Origin of the sequence: Sphingomonas sp. 3-13AW (assembly GCF_049311085.1) — a bacterium.
GTDB lineage: Bacteria > Pseudomonadota > Alphaproteobacteria > Sphingomonadales > Sphingomonadaceae > Sphingomonas.
This window is the reverse complement of sequence record NZ_JASNVZ010000001.1, coordinates 33391-53019: the sequence shown is the minus strand read 5'-3', so window position 1 is coordinate 53019 and position 19629 is coordinate 33391. Positions and strand designations below refer to the sequence as shown.

Sequence of the window (19629 nt, the reverse complement as noted above, 5' to 3'; positions counted from 1 at the left end):
CGGCATCCTCCAGCCGCGCGTACGAGGCCGGCCGCCGATCTCCACCTCTTCCAGAGACAAGAGAGCTGCGGCCGCCATTTAGATCGGCCCATGGAGCGCCCTCGTCGCCAACGCTCCATGGGGCTGTGTTATGGTGCGGCAAACGCCTCGTGCGCGCCAATCCAAGGCACGGACCGGAGGATCAGTAAAAAACGTGCCTGCCGATCGAGGCCACTCGACGCATGTTCCATCCTGGCCTCACCGCCACCGAATGGAAGTGCGTGATAGCGGTCGACACCGTGCCGATGCCGTCCAGAGCGTTCCGCGCGATTTCCTTGGCTCGCTGCCAGATCGGATCCGCCGCCGACGGCACGCCCCACCGGTGGGCATTGGTGAACTGGTGAGGCTGTCGGATGACGCCGCACGGGGTTGAGGCGAAGCCGCGGCGCTTGGTACGGTTGATCACGACGTCTGCCACGGCTCGTTGCCCCTTGAGTGGCTCGCCCTTCGATTCATAGTAAACGGCTTGTGCGACGCAGGTCTGCTGGGCATCGTCGTGCTTGGGTTTGGCACTGGTGCTCGCCTGGAACTGGCGAGGTGCCTCACTTCCCACGAAAGGCACGGCCGGGGGAGCTACGCGATCGACATCGATCCGCTCTGCGGCAGAGCTCGTGCCAGAGGTGTCCTGGTCATCAGCGGGCGGTATCGCGCGGGAAGTCGCTGCAAAATCCATCGCTAGAGCCGGAGTAGACACCGCCATAAGGGCCGCTGCCGCCGTGAGGAAACGCATAGGTAGCTCATCTGCTGTTGACGATGCAGCATTCTGAAGCCCATACCATCCTATAAGCAACACTTTCATCCTAAAAGTGAGGCAAGCCGTTGCTCGGGGGAGACAGCCCGAGTCAGATGCGAGGATACATCCTGGGCGTATGGTTCGCCTTTCCGACCGCTCGTTCACGGAAACCTAGATGATGAAGACGATCTTCCGACTTCCCCAATTCCTGCTGGAAGCGGTATCAGCGCCCTTGCTAAACAACGTCGCGCTTTCCGATCCCAGTCAGATCCTCGATAACGGTACCGACGTCTACATGAAGAGGTGGTACATTGAGCGATCGACGGACGATGGAAATGTCTACCTCCACCACACGCTGAGGTCGGACTATGATCCGCAGCATCATGACCATCCCTGGGACAACCTAAGCATCTGGCTCAAGGGAACCGGATACGAGGAGGTTGTAACTTCCACCGGCAAAACCGAGGTGCTCGAGCGCCTTCCAGGGACAGTGGTCTTCCGAACGGCAGAGCAACGGCATCGTATCCTGGTCGAAGAGCCGACCTGGACCCTATTCCTCACCGGCCCCAAAATCCGGGAGTGGGGCTTCCTCGACGACGGGCGCTGGATCCACAATCAAGAATTCTTCAAGATGCGAGGGTACTCATGAGCGCTAACCCCCAGGAACAGGCATATCTCGATCTTCTGACGGAGGTCGTGCAAACGGGGTACGAGCAGACCGATCGCACTGGCGTCGGCACGCGGCAGAGATTCCGCCGCACCTTGCGCTTCGATCTCTCTGACGGATCCGTGCCAATCTTCACGACGAAGTTCGTCTCCTGGAAGACCGCATTTCGCGAGATGCTGTGGTTCCTTTCAGGGTCTCCCAGCATAGAGCCGCTGTTGCGCCAGAAGGTTCGGATCTGGACTGAGTGGCCTCACGCAAAATACGTGAAGGCCACAGGTGACAACATCGACCTGAGAGAATTCGAGCAAAGAATCCTGAACGACCCCGAATTCTCGGCGCGCTGGGCGGATTCCGGCCGAGCCTATGGCGTCCAGTGGCGTAGCTGGCGCCAGTATCAGCCGGCTCCGGATGCTGGCGACGGCCTCTGGCGCGAAGTGCCAGGAGGTATCGATCAGGTTAGGTCGGTGCTCGACACCATTCGCAACAACCCGTCATCGCGTCGCATCATTCTCGAGGGTTGGAATGTTTCCGAACTTGACGACATGATGCTCCCACCTTGCCACAAGACCTATCAGTTCGAGGTGGAGGGCGACCGCCTAAGTCTAGCTGTTGGCCTTAGATCGTGGGATCTCTGGTTGGGCGGCCCATTCAATTGCGCGCAGGCCGCGATGTTGCTCAGGCTGGTCGCAATGCATACGGGACTTAAGCCAGGCGAACTGGTCATGGACGCAGTTTGCGCGCACGTCTATCTCAACCACCTTGACCAGGTCGCGCTGCAGACATCGCGCACGCCAACGGCATTCCCGAAACTCGATATCAAACCTCGGGACGACTTTTTCGCCCATGAAATCGATGATTTCGTCGTGACCGGTTATGAGCACCAAGGTGAGATCAAGGGTGCTGTCGCAGTATGAACCCTCGGATCACCCTCGTACTTGCCCACGATGATGCCGGCGCCATCGGCGCCGGCAACGGCCTTCCCTGGCCTCGCATCCCGGAAGATATGAAGCACTTCCGGGACGTCACTCGAGGCCGGTCGGTGATCATGGGGCGCCGCACCGTCGAGACTCTTGGGAAGCCATTACCGTGGCGCAACAATATCGTGCTAACCCGCGACCCTGCCTGGCACATGGACAACGTGACGGTCGTGCATGATATCCAAACAGCGGTGAAAGCCGGGGGAACGAATGAATTGATGGTGATCGGTGGTGCCGATGTCTATCGGCAGTTCCTGCCTCTGGCGAGCCGGATCCTCCTTACCAGGGTTGGAGGGACCTACCCCGCAGATGTCTTCTGGAAGCCCGACCTGACGGATTGGACCGAGACGGCGCGCGCTGAAGTCGTCCAGGACGGTGCGGTCGCTTGCACGTTTCTTACCTACGAACGCCGCGCGTAACTTTTTGCCGTAATCGTGCGCCACATGTTGGACAAAATCAGCCATCAATCCTAAAATGTTCATCTATGACCGGACTGACAAACCTCGGACCATTTCCCGGCCTGTTGCACGATGAGTGCGGGGGTTTCACCGTCCCCGCTCGGTCGGCGCAACTTCAGAAACTCCGCTAAAGGGAATCAAGTTGCGCGACGGTTATGAGATCGAGACCCAGGCGGTCGACATGCTCGCATTCGCGATTTGTCACCATGTTCGCGAGGAGGAATGCGAGCTGACCATGCGTCAGACCGCCGTACTGCTCACAGTGCGAAACAAGCCCGATGCGGTTTGCTCTATCGCACAGTCGCTGAAGGTCAGCGATGCCGCTGCCTCTCGTGCCATCGACGCACTTCAGAAGCATGGCCTCGTTCGAAGGGCGCGCCTTCCTGAGAGCCGCAATCGAGTGACCGTGAGCATCACCCCAAAGGGACAGGCGCTGGTAGGGCGCCTTCTACAGGGGGTCCCGGATCTCGCCATAATGGCGTGAGGCAAAAGGCCTCCGTCCTAAATCAAAAAACCCACGCCAGAGGAGGCTCCGATGATAAACGTCGGGCCTCGGTACGGCGTACGTGCGTACCTAAAGGATCTTCGAGAGAAGACGGAGAGGCTCGCCGGGCCGATTTCTAGCGGTTGGTTTGACCGCGCCTGCGCTGCCACGCGACGTTCCATGAACGCTGCCACGATCAAAGGCGTGGTAGCCGATCACCAGAGCCTGGTCGAAGAGCATGGTGGGTTCGGTTTCATCGAGACCTGGACGTCTGTCTTGGGCAAGCCAGCCTGCCACTCCACCGGCTACGTACCGATCGCTGCCAGGATCAGAAATTATCCAGTCGACGGGAGCCCCTCATATGATGAGGACGTCGTCATCGTTCGCCGCCTCGACTTGGAGGTGTCCCAGAACAAGCTGACGTACAGCATGGCAACAGCCCACCTGGCCATCACACGGCACACGCTGGAGCGTCTCTACGCCAGGGCCGATTGCCACCACACAACCTTCGCGCACACCGTGGAGGACGAGCTGCTGAGGACCTTGTGTGGTCTCGCCATCGCAGTGGCTGCGGAAGTAGGACACATCCAGCCCTCGGTTCCGGCTGACTACCACCACCATGCGATTCCGTTCGGGTCGGGTCTCATGATCCTCGATGGACGCCTGTTCACGGACTGGAACTCATACGGGGCGCAGCGCATGCCGTTAGCCCAGCATACGGTTCTGAAGGGCGGCAAGACGATCGCGCGGCGACCGCTGCTCAGCCGCTTCAACTCCATGACGATCGCGCATCCTGAACTGAAACCAGAGACCGTGTGGGCCTCGCGCGTATTCACAAGCCGCACCTACGTCGATCGTGATGATATGGGACGGATCAAGATGGAGTACTGCGAGAGGTTCAACCGTCTGCTCGACGATTATGACTTCCAGCCGCTCCTACAGGCATATTTTCGCCCCCGCCCGCATGAGAACCATGAGCCGATCGAAATTGATTTACCGGAGCCGGCACTCGAGATGCTGGCAGACCTGGAGACGGCTGGGCGCGGCGTCTTCAACGTCGATCGAGCACTGCCGGTCTGTTCTGTCTGGAAACAGGGTGGAGATATACGAGAGCACCCGAAAAATGGAAATGCTCTAGAGGCTCGAGACAATACCCGGCCTATGTCCACTCAGGAAATGACTGTTGTGGCAGTCGCACACCTCGGAAGTGGTACCCGGGCCTACGCCCGCGGAAAGGCAACCATCCCTGACAGCGCAGCGACAAGAGAGATCAGCTTTATGGTCCAAGGATGCCATTACGTCCGTCTCGTCGACCTCCTGCAGCCAGGGAAACGCCTACAGGTCCCGGTCCGATGGACCGGGCCATCCTCTCTCACGATCGTCGGCCCGACCTCCCCCGCGCTCGATACCCGGTGAACCCGAGCCCCATAAGCAAGGAGACCTCTATGACCAGCATGCGCGACGAGGTCGCCTTCTTCGAGAACCTTACCATCAAGGAGGTGGGGCAAGCCTTCAGCAAGGTTCGGCCCGATCTCGATTTTGAGGTCCTTCCCAGCATGTTCGACGCCGGCGTCGTGGTGCGCCACCCTCCCGGTCAAGGGCCAACTCTGGAGGACGCTGATCGCATCGCCGATATCCTCCGTAGCGGCCGCCCGCTTCAGCCAGACAAGGCAGACTGGCACGTAACCGGATTTGCGCCTTACTGCGACGCACTGGACCCGTCCGTTGTGTATGGCACATGGTTCGGGCTCGTTCGTGCCTTCCTGCCGCCGCCCGCGACGCTGGCACGGATCGCAAACGCTTCCCTCGCCGGCGCGACATGGGCCAAGGCCAGCCCCCCGTCTTCGCTCGGCTGGTCAGAACCGCTAGAGCAGCACCCGGGACCCTCGCTCGCCGGATACGAGATATTTGAACATGAAGCAGCTTGACGGGGAATGGTGGCACGGCAGCACAGAACCGCTGACAGAGGTAAAGCCGTTCCTGCATGTCGGTACGATCGAGCAGGCGAGCATGCGCGGAGGGAGAGGCTGTCACCTAGTCCGCGTCGGCGTCGCGGCCGGGAAAGTAGCCCGACGGCGCGACACCGGATCCTGGCGGCTCCAGGATCTGCAGCACCTACGTTCACGCGGCACGGGTATCATCGTGTACCTCAACAGGTACGAAGGCATCCCGATTGAAGAGTTCGAAGCTGCTCGGGCGGCTTGTCGCGATATCGATGCGCTGTCCGACGCGAGGTTCCGCAAACTGCTACCATCGGCGCGAGACAGTCTGATCATCCTGGATGAGGCGCTCGCCACAATCCTGGCATAATCAATCTGTCGGGCTCGTTCCGGCTGGGAAACCGAGAGGGGCAGCCTTGAACTAAATCAGTTTGCGATCCGCGTTAGCTCCAACGGAGAGCCTCCCGACGGGTGGAACAACATCACTCCGTCTTCCCGAAGCTTCGCGCTCCAGGTGGAGATCTTGCTCAAGCCACTTGGCTTGGAGTCGACGACCGACCCTGCGATGCCGTCCTTGGTGTTGCCTATCTTGCCGGCCGCCCGAGCAAACACGGCCTCGCCGGAGCTCTTCGGATCCTTCCCCCAGAGCGTCAGCATGAAGCTCTTATCGAACGCGATCTCGAGCTGCACGATCTGTTCTGGCGCATCCTGAAGAACGCCCGGAGCAGACCTCCACACACCAGAGATCTTGCGCGTCGCCAACACCTCGGCTGAAGGCTTGACGCCCTGAGGCAGGTCGGCGGTAACCGACTGTCCTTTCTCGGAAACCGTTTCCGTCTTCTTCTCAGCTTCGGTCGCTCCGCCACAGGCAGAGACGAGGATCACGAGCGGCAGCAAGGCGACGATGCGCATAATGTCATCCAGAAACGTTGTCCTGTCACTTTGATAGCAGGGATTTCTCCATACGTGAATACCATCCTATAACGAACAGGACGGCCCACTGGCCCCGTCCCCTGCAGAAAGAATGCAATGAGCAATATGGCAGACGCCGGCGCCGTACGAGCGCCGCAGCTCAACATGTTTGGCGCCCTCCCAAACCGGTCTCCGGTGCTGGCAGCCTGGGGCTGCGGAGTCGACTCGACGAGCTACCTTATCGAGATGATCGAGGGCGGCCGGCACGTCGAAAAGGGGGCTGAGATCATCGACCACGTCCTTTTCGCAGACACGGGCTCGGAGAAGCCGACGACCTATCTCTACCTCGAGCTATTCGGGCGGTGGTTGGAAGACCGCGGAGTACCGCTAACGGTGGTCCGCTACCAGCCGCAGCGCTACAAAAACTATCCGCCGTACCGCACTCTGGACGAGAACTGCTTCACCAACGGCACCCTCCCGAGCATCGCATTCGGCTTCAGCTCGTGCAGCCAGAAGTGGAAGATTGCTCCGCAGAACAAGTGGACGGAATCCTGGAAGCCGGCGCTCGACATCTGGGAGGCCGGTGGCAAGGTGACGAAGCTCATCGGCTACGACTGCTCCCCCGCCGACATGCGGCGCTATGCCGAGCGAGAAGGATACACCGACGATCGCTACCACTACCGCTATCCCTTGCGCGAGTGGGGATGGAAGCGTGCTGATTGTGAGGAACGCATCCGCCAGGCTGGCCTGCCGGTTCCGCCAAAGAGCGCATGCTGGATGTGCACGGCCACCAAGCCTCACGAGCTCCACAACTCAGGTGACTATCCTCCCTCGCTGCTGCGCAGGATCGTACTCATGGAGGCTCGTGCAGCCCCGCGCCTGCGCACGACCGAGGGCTTATGGCGCAAGGCCGTAAAGGGCACCAACGGCGCCACGCCGAAACCGGGCTCGATGACCCAGTACATCCGCGAACAGAAGCTACTGCCCACCTCAGAGATCGACCACATCATCAATTCGGCGCCCGAGGCTCTGATGGCATGGCAGGACTGGGCATCCGGCGTCCCGCTCGAAGAGCGCTCCGACATGAAGGAATGGCTGGCCTTCTTCGACCTGACATCCGGAGACCAGCTGGAGACCGCGGGGCGGCGGTTCTATCAGGACCTGGACGTGGGGCATCGTCGCGCCGACGATTGCGTCGACATCAATAATATCGACGGCGAAGAACAGCTCTCCCTGATCCCGTCGGCAGATATGTTCGAGCATGGAGCGTGTCATGCGCTTTGAAAGCGAACTCCCGGCTCAATGCATCATCTTTGACCGCGAGACGCTCCAGGCCCCGTTCTATCTCAGTCTCGAGACAGAAGACGGGTGCAAGCACATCGAACTGGCACACGGAACCGGGTTCGCGATGAGCCTCCCCGCAGCAGTCGCCGTATGCGTACGCGACGGGTACAATCCGACGCACTATTACGAGTACGGGCAAGGAATCCATCCTATCCCCCGGGCCATCCCGCGTGAGCCTGCCCCGGCCGCAGCAAACAACGCCGCATGACCAGGCAAGCCGTCAACCTGTCGCTGATCGGCACAACGCGTGATCGTGCTCTCGACGGCCTGCGTGGCATCGCCGCGCTTATGGTCTTCTTCAGCCATGTCGCGATGATGACCTGGTTCCCCCGCGAAGGGGGAGCGGCGCCCAACGATCTCGAGTACGCGATGTGGCATCTGGGAGCTCCGGCGGTCGATCTGTTCTTCGTCCTATCCGGATACGTCCTCGCCGCCAGCCTCGAGGGAGTGAAGATCGATGGCGCGACGATCGGCTCATTTCTAGCTCGAAGGTGGGTACGCCTCATGCCGGTGGCGTGGGTCGGTGTCGCCCTGGGCTTAGCTGTTCGGACGCTCATTGTGCCGATGCAGCAGGATCCGCTCGTCGGCATGATCAACATGGATCAGCCGCTTCGTTGGCAGGATTGGGTCGGCTTCATCACCTTCACGTTTCCAATGCCGGACACCGACCGGTTCAATGTGCCCCTGTGGACACTTGTGATGGAGATGTACGCCTCGTTTTTGATCCCGGTCACGGTGGCAGGCGTCCGGAAAAAGGGAAGGCTGTTCCTACTCCCTGCTTTCACCAGCTGGATTATCCTCTGGTACGTGTCGGGGCGCCTTGAATTCATGACCCTGCCACTCTTCGTGCTTGGCGTGGCTGTCAGAGTCTATGCGGCTGACCTGCCTCGGAAATCCCTCAAGGTTGCGCTTATGATCGGCCTTCTACTGGTGTTCAGCCGGTATCTGCTTGACGTGCTTCATGTCTGGCAGCGGTATGTCTCCGGCGTCGGCGCCGCCTTACTCATCCTGGCGGTGCGCGGAGGCGCAGCACGCGCTTTCCTAACCTGTGCTCCTGTGGGGTGGCTAGGGAAGATCAGCTATCCTTTTTACGCGGTTCACTTCCCCTTGGTAGTCGCAAGTTCGATCCTTTTATCCGCAAAAGGGGTCGGGAGCACTTTAGCAGCGATGATGGCGCTTCCCGTCGCGCTTGCCGTGGCGGAGGTCGTGCATCGAACCATAGAACAGCTTTCGATCCGAACATCGAGGCGGATGGCGTGGAAGGGTAAAAGCCTCGCGGGCCAGCGGCTTCCGAAGCGGCTCCGCCCTCTCGAGCATTTTCACGAAGAGCGTTGAGACGCCTCAAACCGACCTCCCAGGGCACCGGTCGGCGACCGTCACCAGTCGCTATCGGGGCAGCCCGCAGGCGCACGAACGCCGGCTCGCCACCGAATTCCTGAGCCCCCCGAACACCTCAACCTCGCCACCGGAGATCCCTGTGACCGTTCACCTAGAAGATATCGTACCAGGCGCCCGTCTCGTAACGGGTCGCCGCCTGTCGGGGATCTGTGCTTCTTTGGCAGACGTAAGTCAGTTCAACGTGGTCATCGTCGAAGAGGACACCGACGGCCTCTTCTTCCTGAACCCCGTAGGGACCAAGCGGCGCATCGAACGCAGCGGCGACAGCTATTCATCGCGGCGCCTTGTTTTGCCGTCCGAGGTAATCTGGACGCGCCCTGTGCCTAAAGCGTCTGATGAGGAGCTTCGCCGTCTCGCAATGGCCACGGTTGGGATCCGTTCGAAAGGTGTTCGCGACAAACCCTGGCTACTGCATGTTCAATCAGTCTCGGACGATTGCATTTACGCTCTCCCTGTGCTGCCGAGTAAGGACGAGCGCGGCAAGGGCAGCATCTACTCGTGCGACGAGGCAACTCCTGACTATACGGTTGGCAATGCTGCCATCTGGTCGCACCTGGTGCGGCTCGCTCGCCCCGAAGAGGATTTTACTCGAGCCGGCACGTTGATCGTCGTATGGCCCGGTAAAGCTTCGATCGTCGACGGCCTGCCGGTCCACAAGGCTCGCCATGTCGTCGAAATCCTTGCTTGCACCGTCGAGCATCTTGGTTCCTGGTTGCCGCCCAGCCTTTCTCCGGGAAGTTACCACAGTGGCCCCTTCCAGGACCTGTACGAGATCGTGCAGGAAGAAGAACGAGCAGCGTTGCGCACGCAGCCGAACGAGGCCCTCGTCTTCGGATACAAGGACGGCGATCATCGTGGCGCCATCCTCCTCGGTACCAGCGGGCTTACCTTCCACGATTGCGATGACACATTGGTGAATTTGTTGGGCATGGACGACCCTGACCTTGGCCTTTGGATCGCTCAAGACGCCAAGTGGACGGGAAGTGGCGAAGACGTCGAGATCGAAGCCGACTTCCGCCCAGCAACTGCCGAAGACGTCGCCCGTTTCGGTTGGACCGCCGAAACGCTCCGAGGCGAAATCGCCGGCCACTTCGATGTCCCCGTCGAGGAAATTCCGGCAGACGTCTGTGAGCAAGGAATGCTGCAAGCAGTGGAAGTCGCCGCTTGCGACGCGTGGGAGGCAGCGATCCGAGCTGATTGGCAGGCTGTCTCCAACCGTCTCCTTTCACACCTCCCACGTATTTCTCACGTCATGCGATTCCCGATGGAAGACTTCCTGGCAATGGCGCGATCCCGCCTGTTGGCAGCCAACGGCATCGAACTTGAGAGTAGCGCCGAAGCGATCACCGTTCGCTTTCCGGAAGCGTCGATCTCGATCGCCCACGATGGCGCGATCACGATAGCGCTGCCCGAGGGCGCCACTACGTACGCGGCCAAAAGCGCGGTGGATCGAAAGTACATCTTCACGCCGTTGGTCGAGTGGCTAGCCAACCGTCCGACGCCTCGAGATCGTCTGCGTCCTCAGGCTCCCCGTGAATTGGTCCTCGGCCGTGAATTGGTCCTCGGAGAGGAGGTCCGGTGATCGCTCGTTCGGCTTAGTCGCGACATACCGACCTGTAGCCCGGCGCCGGCGCCGGCCAATTAGATGAACTAGGAGGACGCCTTGGGCCGTCTCGTACCTGCTTTTATGTTCTTCCTCTGCGCTGGAGGCCTGACTGAGAGCCAGACCACAACCCGTGTACATCGGCCACCTGCGGTAAAAGCTGAGCAAGGATCCCCGGCGCGGCAGCTTGAAATCGTCGAGGGCAGAGTTTCACCGGATAAGATGGCGATCTTGGCCGATCCGGAGATGGTAGCGCTGTTTGCGCGCAACGGCGTGTTGGTGAAGACGGCGCCGGGCCCAGGGCGTGACATGATCCGAGTTCCGGCATCGGAGGCCGGTCACGCGTTTTCGTGGCTCGAAGACGATGCCACCGCGGCTCTGGTATCGGGCATCCAGCCGACGAGTTTGGCGATCCAGCCAACGTCAGCGCCAACGCCGTTATACACCTCCCCGGTCATCCTGGCTTGGGGGCCGGCTGCCGACGCACTCTCACGCGCGGGCATCGTGCAGGGGACCGGCAGGTGGCGCACACTCGACGCAACGACGCTCATGGAGAGCGCGGCCGCTTCCAAGCGCTGGTCGGAGGTTGTGCCTGAGGACGGGTGGACATCAGCTCGCCCTCTGCAGATCCGAGCGGCCGATCTAAGGCGGTCGGGCACTACGACCATGTTTCTTGCTGTCGCAGCTCTGGCGGCTAACGGCGGACGGGACATCCTCTCAAGCGTCCAAGCCAATCTGATCGCAGATCAGATCGCTCCGCTCTTTCAGCTGGGCCGGCAACCGGTCACAAGCCAAGAGGCAATCAACGAGTTCGTGTCTTTCGGCATCTCAAGGACGCCGCTCCTCCTTGTGGGCGAGGCGGATGCAATCCAGCTCCTCAACCGAGTTGATGCTCCGGCAGACCTGGTGGTCCTCTATCCTCGCGAAACGGTAGTAACGCCGCAGACGTTCGTGCCCCACACACCCATGGGGCGGCGTGTTGGCAAGATCCTAGACGGCGCGGAAGCACGTAAGATAGCTCTCCGACATGGCTTCAGGGTCGCTGGTAGCGACAAGGTTCCCGGAAGATGGGCCGACGGTGCCGAACGACCCCCTTCCCACTTCCAGACGATCCTCGAGATGCCCGAAGGACGTATCATCGAGACGATGATCGCACGGATTGCGGCGAAAAACAGGGCACGTGAGACCGCGGTGCAGCCGCCAGCAATGCGTTGGAAGTCCAGTACTGCTCCGCCGGCGATCATTTTGGATCCGAACGGCGACCTGCCGCCGGTACGACCAGTCATCGACCCGCAGAAGGATGCGCGGCGACAGCAGATAGAGGTGCAGAACTACCTGAGGCGCCTGGAGGGATATCGAACACGGCAGGCTGCCAGTGCAGCAGGGAACAACGGACAATGACCATCATGGGCTTAAGCACTAGGAAGACCGGCACGCCCTCGGGGAGGCGATTTGGGCTCGACAGCGTAATCCGTAACGCGGACCTATGGCTTATCGGCGCCACGGGTGCCCTCGCGAGCATGGGTCTGGGCCATACGCTTCTCTCCATTGTGAGCAAATCGGGCGTGCTGAACACATCCCACCCCGTCGTCGTTGCGGGATTGCTTTGCGGCATGGGGTGGTCGGGTTACCGCATAGTGCGCCCGAACAGGACGGGCTCAAGCGTTCCACCTCCTGCGCCACCCCTCCCGGAACTGGACCATCTTCGGTCACTGGCTGAATCCCTGAGGAGCGTCAGTGACGTAAACACGACGGAAAGGATGAACCACATCATCTCGAGCCTGGAGGAAATCTACCCCCGCCTAGCGAAGAACCACGACCCAGCGGCCGAAACGGTCAGGCGCGCGGTCACCGACTACATTCCAACCACTATTCGCACGTACCTCGCCCTCCCCCAGAGCGTACGCACCTCCCGGAAGCTAGCGAACGGACGTACTCCGAACGAGCAGATCGCTCACGATCTCCGTAAGCTCGAGCGGGAGCTGGTTGCGCAACAAGACGAACTAATCCGCGGCGACATCGCTGCGCTGGAAGCGCACGGATTGTTCCTCGAGCATCGCTTCAATCGCAGCGATCCATTCGCCGCCAGCTAAAGGGGTTTCGTATGACTACCAGGCTCAAGGCCTACGTCGTGATGGAGACGGACGAATGGACCGGAGGCGTCGTGTTCGCGCGGCGTCCGGACCAGGCCCGTCGCCTCGCGCGCGATCGCTACTTCGGTGGCGAAGACTACGAGACTACCTGCCGTCGTGCAGCTTGGGCTGACAGGTATGTGGGAGGTGAAGTTCCGGCCAGCGATATGATCGACAACGGCTGGCACTTCGAGTGTAGCGGCTGCGGCCGGAGGATCGACGCTGACATGGCGGACCGCCACTTCGAAAGCGATGAGTGTGTCGCAAGCGATCGGTACAAGAATTGGACGACCGGCGACGTCATCGGCACCCAGGACGGTGCGGTGTACTGTACCGCTCGCTGTCAGGAGGATGACCGCCTCGAGAAGGAGACGCGCGCTCGGATGCGGGCTCGCGCGGTCGCGATGTTCACCCGCATCCTCCTGAAACGCTTACCCGATGCCGAACCAGTCGATCGGGATGATAGCTATAGGGCCCGGGCGGGTGCCGAGTTTATCGATCAGCACGGCATATCTCTCCTCAGCGCCGTCCGAGTTCCCTTTCATTATCCCGGAGCGCGGTTTGGCTATGCGGCCCTCGAATACACTCCGCGCGGGCGCCCCCGGCACCGCCAACTCTCCTACACATGCCCGACGGGCGATCTGGACGCCTTCAACGCGTACCTAGCGAGCCACGACAAGAAAGCGCCAACAGATGCAGCCTGACCACCTTCCTGTCCGCATCATCGAGGTCCCGGCTACACCAAAGGAGCTCGAACTAGCGGCACGGCTTCGACAAGAGTACGAAGAGAGCATGCGCAGCATGGCACGCTGGGGATTGGGTCTCGGCGGCTTCGGGGCGGCTTGGGGCGGCGCTTGGGGGTACCAGCTCTTTACGGGCCTTGCGACGTCCATCCAGCCCCTAGTCTTTGCCGTCACGCCTGGCGTCTTTGGAGCCGTTATTCTTACGCTGAGGGTGTTCAAGCGGAAGGAAACCGTAGCCACGTCACACCGCGTCGAGGTCCTCGCGCACGAGGCGCTGCCCGTCGCAAAGCAGTTGATTGCGGCTTTGGAGACCCTGCACGACGCTGTCGCCGACGAGACCGAAGAAGGCCGTCGCAAGCTCATGGAAGCTAGCTTGAGGGCCGCGCCGTTGATTGAGGAACTGAACGGCGCTCCGCTGCGCGGGATTCCCGACAGTGTCGTACTAAATTGGGTTGGAAGCCCCATCCGTACAGCACGTGGCCTCCAGGACTCTCTGGAGTGGCTAATAGGCGCTCTGTCTGGCAGAATTGAGCCGCCTCCCACGCCGAACCAGTTAGTCAGCAGGATCGGCTCGCTCATGTGGCCTTGGCGAACCGTGCTCCAAGACCGCGGGATACACGTAGACGTCATTTCGAATTCGCCAAAGAGGCTCTCTCGCCGTCGAACCCCCGACCTTATCGCTAGCGGTGACCTGCTCTCAGCGATGGCGCAGAGGCTTGATGATCAAACCGTCCTGGAACGAGTGCGGTCCCTTGTCGCCAGCTTCGAAGCCGCCGACACGCGTCACTTCGACGAGATGACTATCTTTCAGACGCGCGCCCTTGTCGATCGCCATCTCCCCGATCTCGCGCGCCGCTTCGTCACCGCCTTCGACACCTCATCGGAAAGCACGCGCCCCGATACTGTCAGTATGGCGCAATCCTCCCTAGAGCTGGTCGAGAACTCGCTTACGTCGACGATGGCCCGTCACGCCGCCAGCGCGCAGAACGATCTGGACACTCAGAGGCGTTTCCTTGAAGCGCGCCTCGGAGATCCGTGGGAAGAAGCAGCCCAGTAGACCATTGGCGCGGTTTGGCGGACGGGGTGGGAGTCGAACCCACGGAACCTTTCGGTTCGCCACGTTAGCAATGTGGTGGTTTCGGCCTCTCACCCACCCGTCCATAACCAAACCCGGCTCCCGGCTCGCGACATGTGCGCGAACATAGGCGTCGGCAAATGCTGGCGGAGCGGAGAGGATTCGAACCTCCGGTAGACTTTTGCCTACGTCTGCTTTCCAAGCAGGTGCCTTAAACCACTCGGCCACCGCTCCGCATATCGGCGTCGAAGTCGCCGTAACCTGAAACTGGCGGAAAGTCAGGGATTCGAACCCTGGGTAGACTTGCGCCTACGTCGCACTTCGAATGCGGTGCCTTAAACCACTCGGCCAACTTTCCGTGTACTTGGCGGAGCCGCTGGGATTCGAACCCAGGCTGCGTCTCGCGACGCAGAGCCGGGTTCAGGCCGGCCGTCTTAAACCACTCGACCACAGCTCCGCTAAGCACATGATCAAAAGATCATGGCACGGCAAGAGCAATCAGACCTCCGGCGCCACAGTCTTTCGATCAAATATCGCAATCCTTCTCCAATTATGCTGCTTCCCTTCGACGTCACGCAGCAAATCTTCGAGGTTCACTCTCCACTTGGCAATCAACCTCCCGCTTTTCGGCCCCGAAGAGCCAGGAGAGAATAAAGCCAGTCCGCCGCGGCCTCGAGGCGGAGGCGGCCGCCGCCCGATCTCGGGCAGCTTGTGCTCGCCTCAGAACAAGTGCAGCCTGAAGGCTTACAGGACGATCCGACATCAACAATACACCTCCTACGGCAGCGCCGTTTCCTGTCGCGATACTGCGATCGCAAAAAACTGGTGCTGCTGGAGGGGTTCGAACCCCCGGCCACCTCGCTACGAGTGAGGTGCGCTTCCATCTAAGCTACAGCAGCACGTGGATCGGGGAGGTTTCAGCTCGATGGCGCGGAGCATTCCGCCCCTTTCATCTTCGCTTCGTCCTCCCCTCTCGGATCGGACGCAATGACGCGCCCAACCCTAAAAGGTTGAGTTACTAGACGTCTTCGAAGATGAGCTCGTGAACATGGGCGAATCATGTACCGGTACGAAACCCTGGTCAAGACTTATTTATCGCGTGCGGTCTACGATCCTCAGATCTATCCTGCCGCAAGCCGAGGCGAGGTTGGCATCTCGGCCAGTCCCATCCTATAACCTTCCTTCCGGTTCTCCTTAGATCGGAGCAGTCCAAACTTCGGGCGGCCCCCTGAGAGTTGGCGCCGCCCGTTTCTTTCATCCGAAAACTGGACCCCGGCCTTGGTGAGGTGGTACGTTCAAGCCGATGTTTCGTGAGGAGACGATCGGTGACGCCAGCGGTAAATTTGTGCAGAGATGCTGCTTGCCTGGATTCCCGGGCTCAAATCCTTCTTAGCCCTACCGTGCTCATTCTCGATATGGAAGACGAAGAAGAGGCTCGCATATGGGACGAAATCGCAGGCTTCCCGAAGCCCACCGAGTGACCTCCGGGCATCTCAGTCCCGCTTGCTGATCGCGGGTGCGAGTTCTACGCTCAGCAAACTTCCTTGTGTGGATTACACGATCGACAAACCGCTTTGTGTGCGTCTGACGATCGACAAGCTCGCCCTCCGGGTGACCGTCTGGCTTCGTGGGCCTTCTTGCTGATCGCGAAAGCCACTCCCACGATCAGCAATTCGCCTTGTGTTTAATCCACGATCGACAAACCAGTTTGTGTGGATCTGACGATCGACAAACATCCCGGTGTGCGAGCCGTTCCGCGCTCTTCCCTCCGTCCGACAGCTAACGCGTCTTGACCACAAGGCGCCCTAGCAAGCCCCGGATCCGCTGGTAGTGACGCTCCCGCAGAACGTTCACCGCAAACACTGAAGGGGAAATTCGATGCGCTCAACAGAAACTCCGACGGCCTTGGAGATGGTCGGGAAGCGGGTCAAAGTATGGTATGATCGCGGAGCCCGGGCGCTGCTGATCGAGGATCATACCTCCCATCGCGTGCGAGACATTTATGGCGTCTGTCTGGAAGATGTCGAGTTCGAAGTAGAAGCAACTCCCCGTGGCGGCTCCCGGTGCTACGCGAAGGGCATCCTACTCGCAGACCCCAACACCTGCGAAAGCACAAAACTGAAAACGGAAATCCGTCGGGAGGCCGGCGGCGGCCTCGATTTCTACTGGTCCCGCGACAAGCGCTGGCCCGTAGCCGGTGCCCGCAGAGCATTGATCGCACCGCCACATGGCGGCTTTGCTACCTGCAGCGTGATTGATCCTCGCTGAGTGAAATCTGAAAACCACAAAGGAAAATAGAATGCAGCGTCCTGAAGAAGGCGACCTGATCGAGATGCGGTTCATGGGAGCCGACGTCGAGATCCGTGTGCAGAAGGTCTGCGACGACCAGCCCCGCGCCAATGAAGGCATCTTCTCGATCGAGGACCAGTACGGGGAGCGGCACGAAGTCGAGTTCGATGGCTCCTGGGCCACGACCGTCCACGCACTTTGACCTGCCGTTCCGGGGAGACACTATATGCGAGATTCCCTCGTCACCGCCATCCGTGAAACCGTAGACGTACCACCGCACATCCGCGCAGCTGCGGCTGCCTGTGCCGCTGACCTCCTGCACGGGCCCCGGTTTGCCGTACTCCCGGCATCCGGCGACTGGAAGAGCTTCACCGAAGATCACTGGAGTGCGCTCCCTGAGGATCTCGAGGGCGATACAACCGGGGTTTACGCGGGCCCGGTCGGAGACATGTTGCGCGAGTTCATCCAGGAACTTCCCTCCACTCTCTACGCGGACGTGGATCAGGAGTTCGTGTCGACGGAAGAACCCCGCGGCGAAGAGATCGACGGTGAATGGTTCGAACCCGACCCGGCGATCGAGATCGGCAGCCGCCAAATCGTACAGGCGCTGTTCGGCGAAACGATCTCCAAGGAATTTCACTAAAACCTTTCGGAGCGTCCAGAAATCTGGAACGTTCAACCTCCGGGCAGGACGACACCCGTCACGCCAGTGAGGAGTTCAGGACATGGACGGCGCTTTGGCCACCCGGATACGCGATCGCTCTGAGCGTCCTGCTTCCTCGTTTGAAAGCCTTCCGACAACCACCTTGGCCCAGATCGTCGAACAAGGCGTCGATTGTGTAAAGATCAGCATCGACGGCACGATCCGCCACATCACCACCCGTGCAGCAGATGCCCTCGAGCTCTCCGACCCACATGGGGCTACAGGAACCCCCTGGGCTGACTTGTGGCCGGACGAAAGCCGCCCGATCGTCGAAGCCGCGCGCATACGTTCGTCAGTTGGCGAGACCGTCTCCTTCCAGGTCAAACGCGCGGGGGAGTCAGGGCACACGCGTTGGTTCGAGGGGACGATGTTTCCAGTTCATGGGGCCGACGGTCTCGTACGGGGCCTCGTCGCCGTCCTTCATGACGTGACGTCCAACGAGCTCGTGCGACATGCGCTCGATACGAAGACAGCTGAAATGCGCCACCGGTTGCGCAACACCTACTCCATGATCTCAAGCTTGATCACCAACTTCTCCCGCGGCACACCCGACCGGGCAAAGTTCGCGGAGCAGATGGTAGAGCGCCTGTCGGCGCTTGGCGCCGCACAATCCCTCCTCGTGACCACCAGCCGCACTGCATGTCGAATCAGGGATCTGATGCCCGCGCTGGTGGGCGCGTTCGACACGGCTAATTGCCCCGTCACAATTGACGACCTTTCTGACGCTGAACTGGACCAAGCCATGGCAGACGCGATTGCGCTGGTACTCGGGGAGCTGGCGGTCAACTCAGACAAGCACGGCGCGCTTGGCAGCAACGGATCTATCGAGGTTGACGTCCGCCGCCACCCTCATCTCCTTGAGATACTGTGGAAAGAGCGTGGAGATCGGCTGGTCGAAGCACGCTCACGCCCGGGCGGCCAAGGCCTGCGGCTTATGGACCGGGTTGCCAGATCTATGCGAGGTGAGTTCTCCATCGACTGGAAAGCGAACGGTCTGGACGCCAAGCTGACGATCCCGCTTTCCACCTGACAGAGGGCGCGACACCCCAGCCGCAATCCGAGTTCCGGTGGAAGGCCTGACCAAGCGTCGGAAGTCCGCGCCTTGTCTTTAGTCGATGCTGTCTTGGGGGCACGCCTCATTTGCGTGAGTTGGTCTCGCCCGGAGTCTCGGTCTGCTCGCAGGTGACGGTGCAGAGACCAGCAGTGCGTCGGCCAGCCGATCGCTTCCATCAAATCGTGCCCGTGCCAGGCGCCCCATCATCTACCCACCGGAGACGCCAATGCAGTACGTATCAGTTCCAACTTCAGCCGGCCCAATGCTCATCTCCGTCCCCAACAAGATCCAGGACGGGGACGGGTTCTACATCAGCTACAACGACCACGACCATGCGATCTACGGATCTGACACAACCGCGCTCGTTGTCGGCCAAATGGACCGCTTCTACATTCTCACGGGAGATCATCGGGCTGCTTACGACCAGCTGATCGAGCAGGGACTGGAAGCCTGTCTGACCTACTATCAGGCAAACCCGGCACTCGTTCACAAATACAGCGACCCCCTGAAAACCGATTGAAGGCCGCCAGGCCGTCAGCTGCAACCTCTACCGCGAGTGCGGCACCGACGGCGACGTTCCGTTGAAACGAGGAAGCGTCCGGCACACCCGTGCTCCCTAAGTCTTGCCATCGTTCTCCAGGACGCCGGCCGTCGCGCCCTGCAGAGGGCACACACGTATCCTTCCGCAATATACACGAGGTCTATGATGCCCCTGACCGCTGAACAGTGGGACGAAATCAGTTCCGCAACCAATAAGCTTCGTAGCCTGGGCTGCGCCGTCTGCATCTTCACGCAGGATGACGTGGAGGCAGCCGCCGAGGGCGAAGACATCTACGTGTTGCCCGATCACGCGGCCAAGTGGTTGAGCGACAATCGTACGGGCCTGGAGGACGGCATGGCGACCTACGGTAACGGATACATCAGCGACAACCTCGCTCTGGAAGCCCGCTAAAGGCTTCCCTCCCCGTCTGCCCGGCCCTCCCGCTCGGAGTTCCACATGGCCCCGGCAACCACGGCATCCTTCCTTCCCGCCGCCGATCGCGCTGAGCCGCGTCGTCACCGTTTTCCTCCTGAACGG

23 protein-coding genes and 5 tRNA genes are annotated in these 19629 nt (G+C 60.6%); 21 read left to right on the top strand and 7 right to left on the bottom strand.

Annotated elements, in window-relative coordinates; translation table 11 throughout:
- Window positions 1-181 precede the first annotated feature (181 nt).
- Window positions 182-769 (bottom strand): cell wall hydrolase, encoded by a 588-nt coding sequence (locus QP045_RS00330; protein ID WP_422512964.1) that lies wholly within the window; start codon window positions 767-769, stop codon window positions 182-184.
- Window positions 770-947: 178 nt separating this feature from the next.
- Here QP045_RS00330 and QP045_RS00325 point away from each other — a divergent pair, with 178 nt between their 5' ends.
- The 7 genes from QP045_RS00325 to QP045_RS00295 all read left to right on the top strand — a co-directional run bounded on the left by QP045_RS00325 (window position 948) and on the right by QP045_RS00295 (window position 5668).
- Window positions 948-1421 carry a hypothetical protein gene (locus QP045_RS00325; RefSeq protein ID WP_422512963.1) on the top strand — a complete coding sequence of 158 codons (474 nt, stop codon included), beginning with the start codon at window positions 948-950 and terminating at the stop codon, window positions 1419-1421.
- Window positions 1418-2353, top strand: a complete 936-nt coding sequence (thyA, locus tag QP045_RS00320; protein WP_422512962.1) for a thymidylate synthase — start codon at window positions 1418-1420, stop codon at window positions 2351-2353. Before QP045_RS00325 ends, thyA begins: the two co-directional genes overlap by 4 nt.
- On the top strand, window positions 2350-2835 hold the full coding sequence (locus tag QP045_RS00315; protein WP_422512961.1) for a dihydrofolate reductase: 486 nt from the start codon (window positions 2350-2352) through the stop codon (window positions 2833-2835). Before thyA ends, QP045_RS00315 begins: the two co-directional genes overlap by 4 nt.
- A 181-nt stretch (window positions 2836-3016) precedes the next feature.
- Window positions 3017-3358, top strand: a complete 342-nt coding sequence (locus tag QP045_RS00310; protein ID WP_422512960.1) for a MarR family transcriptional regulator — start codon at window positions 3017-3019, stop codon at window positions 3356-3358.
- Between the two features lie 180 nt (window positions 3359-3538).
- Entirely contained in the window at window positions 3539-4774 is a 1236-nt protein-coding gene (locus QP045_RS00305; RefSeq protein WP_422512959.1) for a hypothetical protein, read from the top strand.
- 29 nt (window positions 4775-4803) lie between these two features.
- Window positions 4804-5286, top strand: a complete 483-nt coding sequence (locus QP045_RS00300) for a hypothetical protein (protein ID WP_422512958.1) — start codon at window positions 4804-4806, stop codon at window positions 5284-5286.
- Window positions 5273-5668, top strand: a complete 396-nt coding sequence (locus QP045_RS00295; protein ID WP_422512957.1) for a hypothetical protein — start codon at window positions 5273-5275, stop codon at window positions 5666-5668. Before QP045_RS00300 ends, QP045_RS00295 begins: the two co-directional genes overlap by 14 nt.
- Window positions 5669-5724: 56 nt before the next feature.
- On the opposite strand, the gene QP045_RS00290 is transcribed toward QP045_RS00295, so the two are convergent.
- Window positions 5725-6210: a hypothetical protein gene (locus tag QP045_RS00290; protein ID WP_422512956.1), complete on the bottom strand. Its 486-nt coding sequence runs from the start codon at window positions 6208-6210 to the stop codon at window positions 5725-5727.
- 246 nt (window positions 6211-6456) lie between these two features.
- On the opposite strand from QP045_RS00290, the gene QP045_RS00285 reads away from it, so the two are divergent.
- From QP045_RS00285 to QP045_RS00250, 8 genes are all read left to right on the top strand, one after another.
- A complete protein-coding gene (locus QP045_RS00285) occupies window positions 6457-7494 on the top strand; it encodes a hypothetical protein (RefSeq protein ID WP_422512955.1) in 1038 nt (345 codons plus the stop codon).
- Complete coding sequence (locus tag QP045_RS00280) at window positions 7484-7762, top strand: hypothetical protein (protein WP_422512954.1); 279 nt, start codon at window positions 7484-7486, stop codon at window positions 7760-7762. Before QP045_RS00285 ends, QP045_RS00280 begins: the two co-directional genes overlap by 11 nt.
- Window positions 7759-8889: an acyltransferase family protein gene (locus QP045_RS00275; protein ID WP_422512953.1), complete on the top strand. Its 1131-nt coding sequence runs from the start codon at window positions 7759-7761 to the stop codon at window positions 8887-8889. The genes QP045_RS00280 and QP045_RS00275 overlap by 4 nt, the downstream gene beginning before the upstream one ends.
- Before the next feature lie 142 nt (window positions 8890-9031).
- The gene (locus QP045_RS00270) at window positions 9032-10534 is read left to right on the top strand and encodes a hypothetical protein (protein ID WP_422512952.1); all 1503 of its coding nucleotides are present in this window, start codon (window positions 9032-9034) and stop codon (window positions 10532-10534) included.
- Window positions 10535-10777: 243 nt separating this feature from the next.
- Window positions 10778-11956: a hypothetical protein gene (locus QP045_RS00265; RefSeq protein ID WP_422512951.1), complete on the top strand. Its 1179-nt coding sequence runs from the start codon at window positions 10778-10780 to the stop codon at window positions 11954-11956.
- Window positions 11957-12315: 359 nt separating this feature from the next.
- Window positions 12316-12648 carry a hypothetical protein gene (locus tag QP045_RS00260; protein ID WP_422512950.1) on the top strand — a complete coding sequence of 111 codons (333 nt, stop codon included), beginning with the start codon at window positions 12316-12318 and terminating at the stop codon, window positions 12646-12648.
- A 41-nt stretch (window positions 12649-12689) separates the two neighbouring features.
- Window positions 12690-13391: a hypothetical protein gene (locus QP045_RS00255; protein WP_422512949.1), complete on the top strand. Its 702-nt coding sequence runs from the start codon at window positions 12690-12692 to the stop codon at window positions 13389-13391.
- On the top strand, window positions 13381-14487 hold the full coding sequence (locus QP045_RS00250) for a hypothetical protein (RefSeq protein WP_422512948.1): 1107 nt from the start codon (window positions 13381-13383) through the stop codon (window positions 14485-14487). Before QP045_RS00255 ends, QP045_RS00250 begins: the two co-directional genes overlap by 11 nt.
- A 15-nt stretch (window positions 14488-14502) precedes the next feature.
- Here the strand turns inward: QP045_RS00250 and QP045_RS00245 are convergent.
- The 5 genes from QP045_RS00245 to QP045_RS00225 form a co-directional block, all read right to left on the bottom strand.
- A tRNA-Ser gene (locus QP045_RS00245) sits at window positions 14503-14590 on the bottom strand.
- 59 nt (window positions 14591-14649) lie between these two features.
- Window positions 14650-14739, bottom strand: a tRNA-Ser gene (locus tag QP045_RS00240).
- Window positions 14740-14773: 34 nt separating this feature from the next.
- A tRNA-Ser gene (locus tag QP045_RS00235) sits at window positions 14774-14863 on the bottom strand.
- Window positions 14864-14870: 7 nt separating this feature from the next.
- A tRNA-Ser gene (locus QP045_RS00230) sits at window positions 14871-14962 on the bottom strand.
- A gap of 366 nt (window positions 14963-15328) precedes the next feature.
- Window positions 15329-15404, bottom strand: a tRNA-Thr gene (locus QP045_RS00225).
- Window positions 15405-16383: 979 nt separating this feature from the next.
- Here QP045_RS00225 and QP045_RS00220 point away from each other — a divergent pair.
- The 6 genes from QP045_RS00220 (at window position 16384) to QP045_RS00195 (ending at window position 19503) form a co-directional block, all read left to right on the top strand.
- A complete protein-coding gene (locus QP045_RS00220) occupies window positions 16384-16773 on the top strand; it encodes a hypothetical protein (RefSeq protein WP_422512947.1) in 390 nt (129 codons plus the stop codon).
- A 31-nt stretch (window positions 16774-16804) separates the two neighbouring features.
- Window positions 16805-16996: a hypothetical protein gene (locus tag QP045_RS00215; RefSeq protein ID WP_422512946.1), complete on the top strand. Its 192-nt coding sequence runs from the start codon at window positions 16805-16807 to the stop codon at window positions 16994-16996.
- A gap of 24 nt (window positions 16997-17020) precedes the next feature.
- On the top strand, window positions 17021-17437 hold the full coding sequence (locus tag QP045_RS00210; RefSeq protein WP_422512945.1) for a hypothetical protein: 417 nt from the start codon (window positions 17021-17023) through the stop codon (window positions 17435-17437).
- An 82-nt stretch (window positions 17438-17519) separates the two neighbouring features.
- Window positions 17520-18527 carry a sensor histidine kinase gene (locus tag QP045_RS00205; protein ID WP_422512944.1) on the top strand — a complete coding sequence of 336 codons (1008 nt, stop codon included), beginning with the start codon at window positions 17520-17522 and terminating at the stop codon, window positions 18525-18527.
- 286 nt (window positions 18528-18813) lie between these two features.
- On the top strand, window positions 18814-19071 hold the full coding sequence (locus QP045_RS00200; protein ID WP_422512943.1) for a hypothetical protein: 258 nt from the start codon (window positions 18814-18816) through the stop codon (window positions 19069-19071).
- A 186-nt stretch (window positions 19072-19257) separates the two neighbouring features.
- Complete coding sequence (locus QP045_RS00195; RefSeq protein WP_422512942.1) at window positions 19258-19503, top strand: hypothetical protein; 246 nt, start codon at window positions 19258-19260, stop codon at window positions 19501-19503.
- Window positions 19504-19629: the final 126 nt, after the last annotated feature.

What these genes read in the sequence shown, in the direction of transcription:
- QP045_RS00330 (WP_422512964.1), bottom strand. Translation starts at nt 769, where the DNA reads ATGCGTTTCCTCACGGCGGCAGCGGCCCTTATGGCGGTGTCTACTCCG.
- QP045_RS00325 (WP_422512963.1), top strand. Translation starts at nt 948, where the DNA reads ATGATGAAGACGATCTTCCGACTTCCCCAATTCCTGCTGGAAGCGGTA.
- thyA (WP_422512962.1), top strand. Translation starts at nt 1,418, where the DNA reads ATGAGCGCTAACCCCCAGGAACAGGCATATCTCGATCTTCTGACGGAG.
- QP045_RS00315 (WP_422512961.1), top strand. Translation starts at nt 2,350, where the DNA reads ATGAACCCTCGGATCACCCTCGTACTTGCCCACGATGATGCCGGCGCC.
- QP045_RS00305 (WP_422512959.1), top strand. Translation starts at nt 3,539, where the DNA reads ATGAACGCTGCCACGATCAAAGGCGTGGTAGCCGATCACCAGAGCCTG.
- QP045_RS00300 (WP_422512958.1), top strand. Translation starts at nt 4,804, where the DNA reads ATGACCAGCATGCGCGACGAGGTCGCCTTCTTCGAGAACCTTACCATC.
- QP045_RS00295 (WP_422512957.1), top strand. Translation starts at nt 5,273, where the DNA reads ATGAAGCAGCTTGACGGGGAATGGTGGCACGGCAGCACAGAACCGCTG.
- QP045_RS00290 (WP_422512956.1), bottom strand. Translation starts at nt 6,210, where the DNA reads ATGCGCATCGTCGCCTTGCTGCCGCTCGTGATCCTCGTCTCTGCCTGT.
- QP045_RS00285 (WP_422512955.1), top strand. Translation starts at nt 6,457, where the DNA reads ATGATCGAGGGCGGCCGGCACGTCGAAAAGGGGGCTGAGATCATCGAC.
- QP045_RS00280 (WP_422512954.1), top strand. Translation starts at nt 7,484, where the DNA reads ATGCGCTTTGAAAGCGAACTCCCGGCTCAATGCATCATCTTTGACCGC.
- QP045_RS00275 (WP_422512953.1), top strand. Translation starts at nt 7,759, where the DNA reads ATGACCAGGCAAGCCGTCAACCTGTCGCTGATCGGCACAACGCGTGAT.
- QP045_RS00265 (WP_422512951.1), top strand. Translation starts at nt 10,778, where the DNA reads ATGGCGATCTTGGCCGATCCGGAGATGGTAGCGCTGTTTGCGCGCAAC.
- QP045_RS00260 (WP_422512950.1), top strand. Translation starts at nt 12,316, where the DNA reads ATGAACCACATCATCTCGAGCCTGGAGGAAATCTACCCCCGCCTAGCG.
- QP045_RS00255 (WP_422512949.1), top strand. Translation starts at nt 12,690, where the DNA reads ATGGAGACGGACGAATGGACCGGAGGCGTCGTGTTCGCGCGGCGTCCG.
- QP045_RS00250 (WP_422512948.1), top strand. Translation starts at nt 13,381, where the DNA reads ATGCAGCCTGACCACCTTCCTGTCCGCATCATCGAGGTCCCGGCTACA.
- QP045_RS00220 (WP_422512947.1), top strand. Translation starts at nt 16,384, where the DNA reads ATGCGCTCAACAGAAACTCCGACGGCCTTGGAGATGGTCGGGAAGCGG.
- QP045_RS00215 (WP_422512946.1), top strand. Translation starts at nt 16,805, where the DNA reads ATGCAGCGTCCTGAAGAAGGCGACCTGATCGAGATGCGGTTCATGGGA.
- QP045_RS00210 (WP_422512945.1), top strand. Translation starts at nt 17,021, where the DNA reads ATGCGAGATTCCCTCGTCACCGCCATCCGTGAAACCGTAGACGTACCA.
- QP045_RS00205 (WP_422512944.1), top strand. Translation starts at nt 17,520, where the DNA reads ATGGACGGCGCTTTGGCCACCCGGATACGCGATCGCTCTGAGCGTCCT.
- QP045_RS00200 (WP_422512943.1), top strand. Translation starts at nt 18,814, where the DNA reads ATGCTCATCTCCGTCCCCAACAAGATCCAGGACGGGGACGGGTTCTAC.
- QP045_RS00195 (WP_422512942.1), top strand. Translation starts at nt 19,258, where the DNA reads ATGCCCCTGACCGCTGAACAGTGGGACGAAATCAGTTCCGCAACCAAT.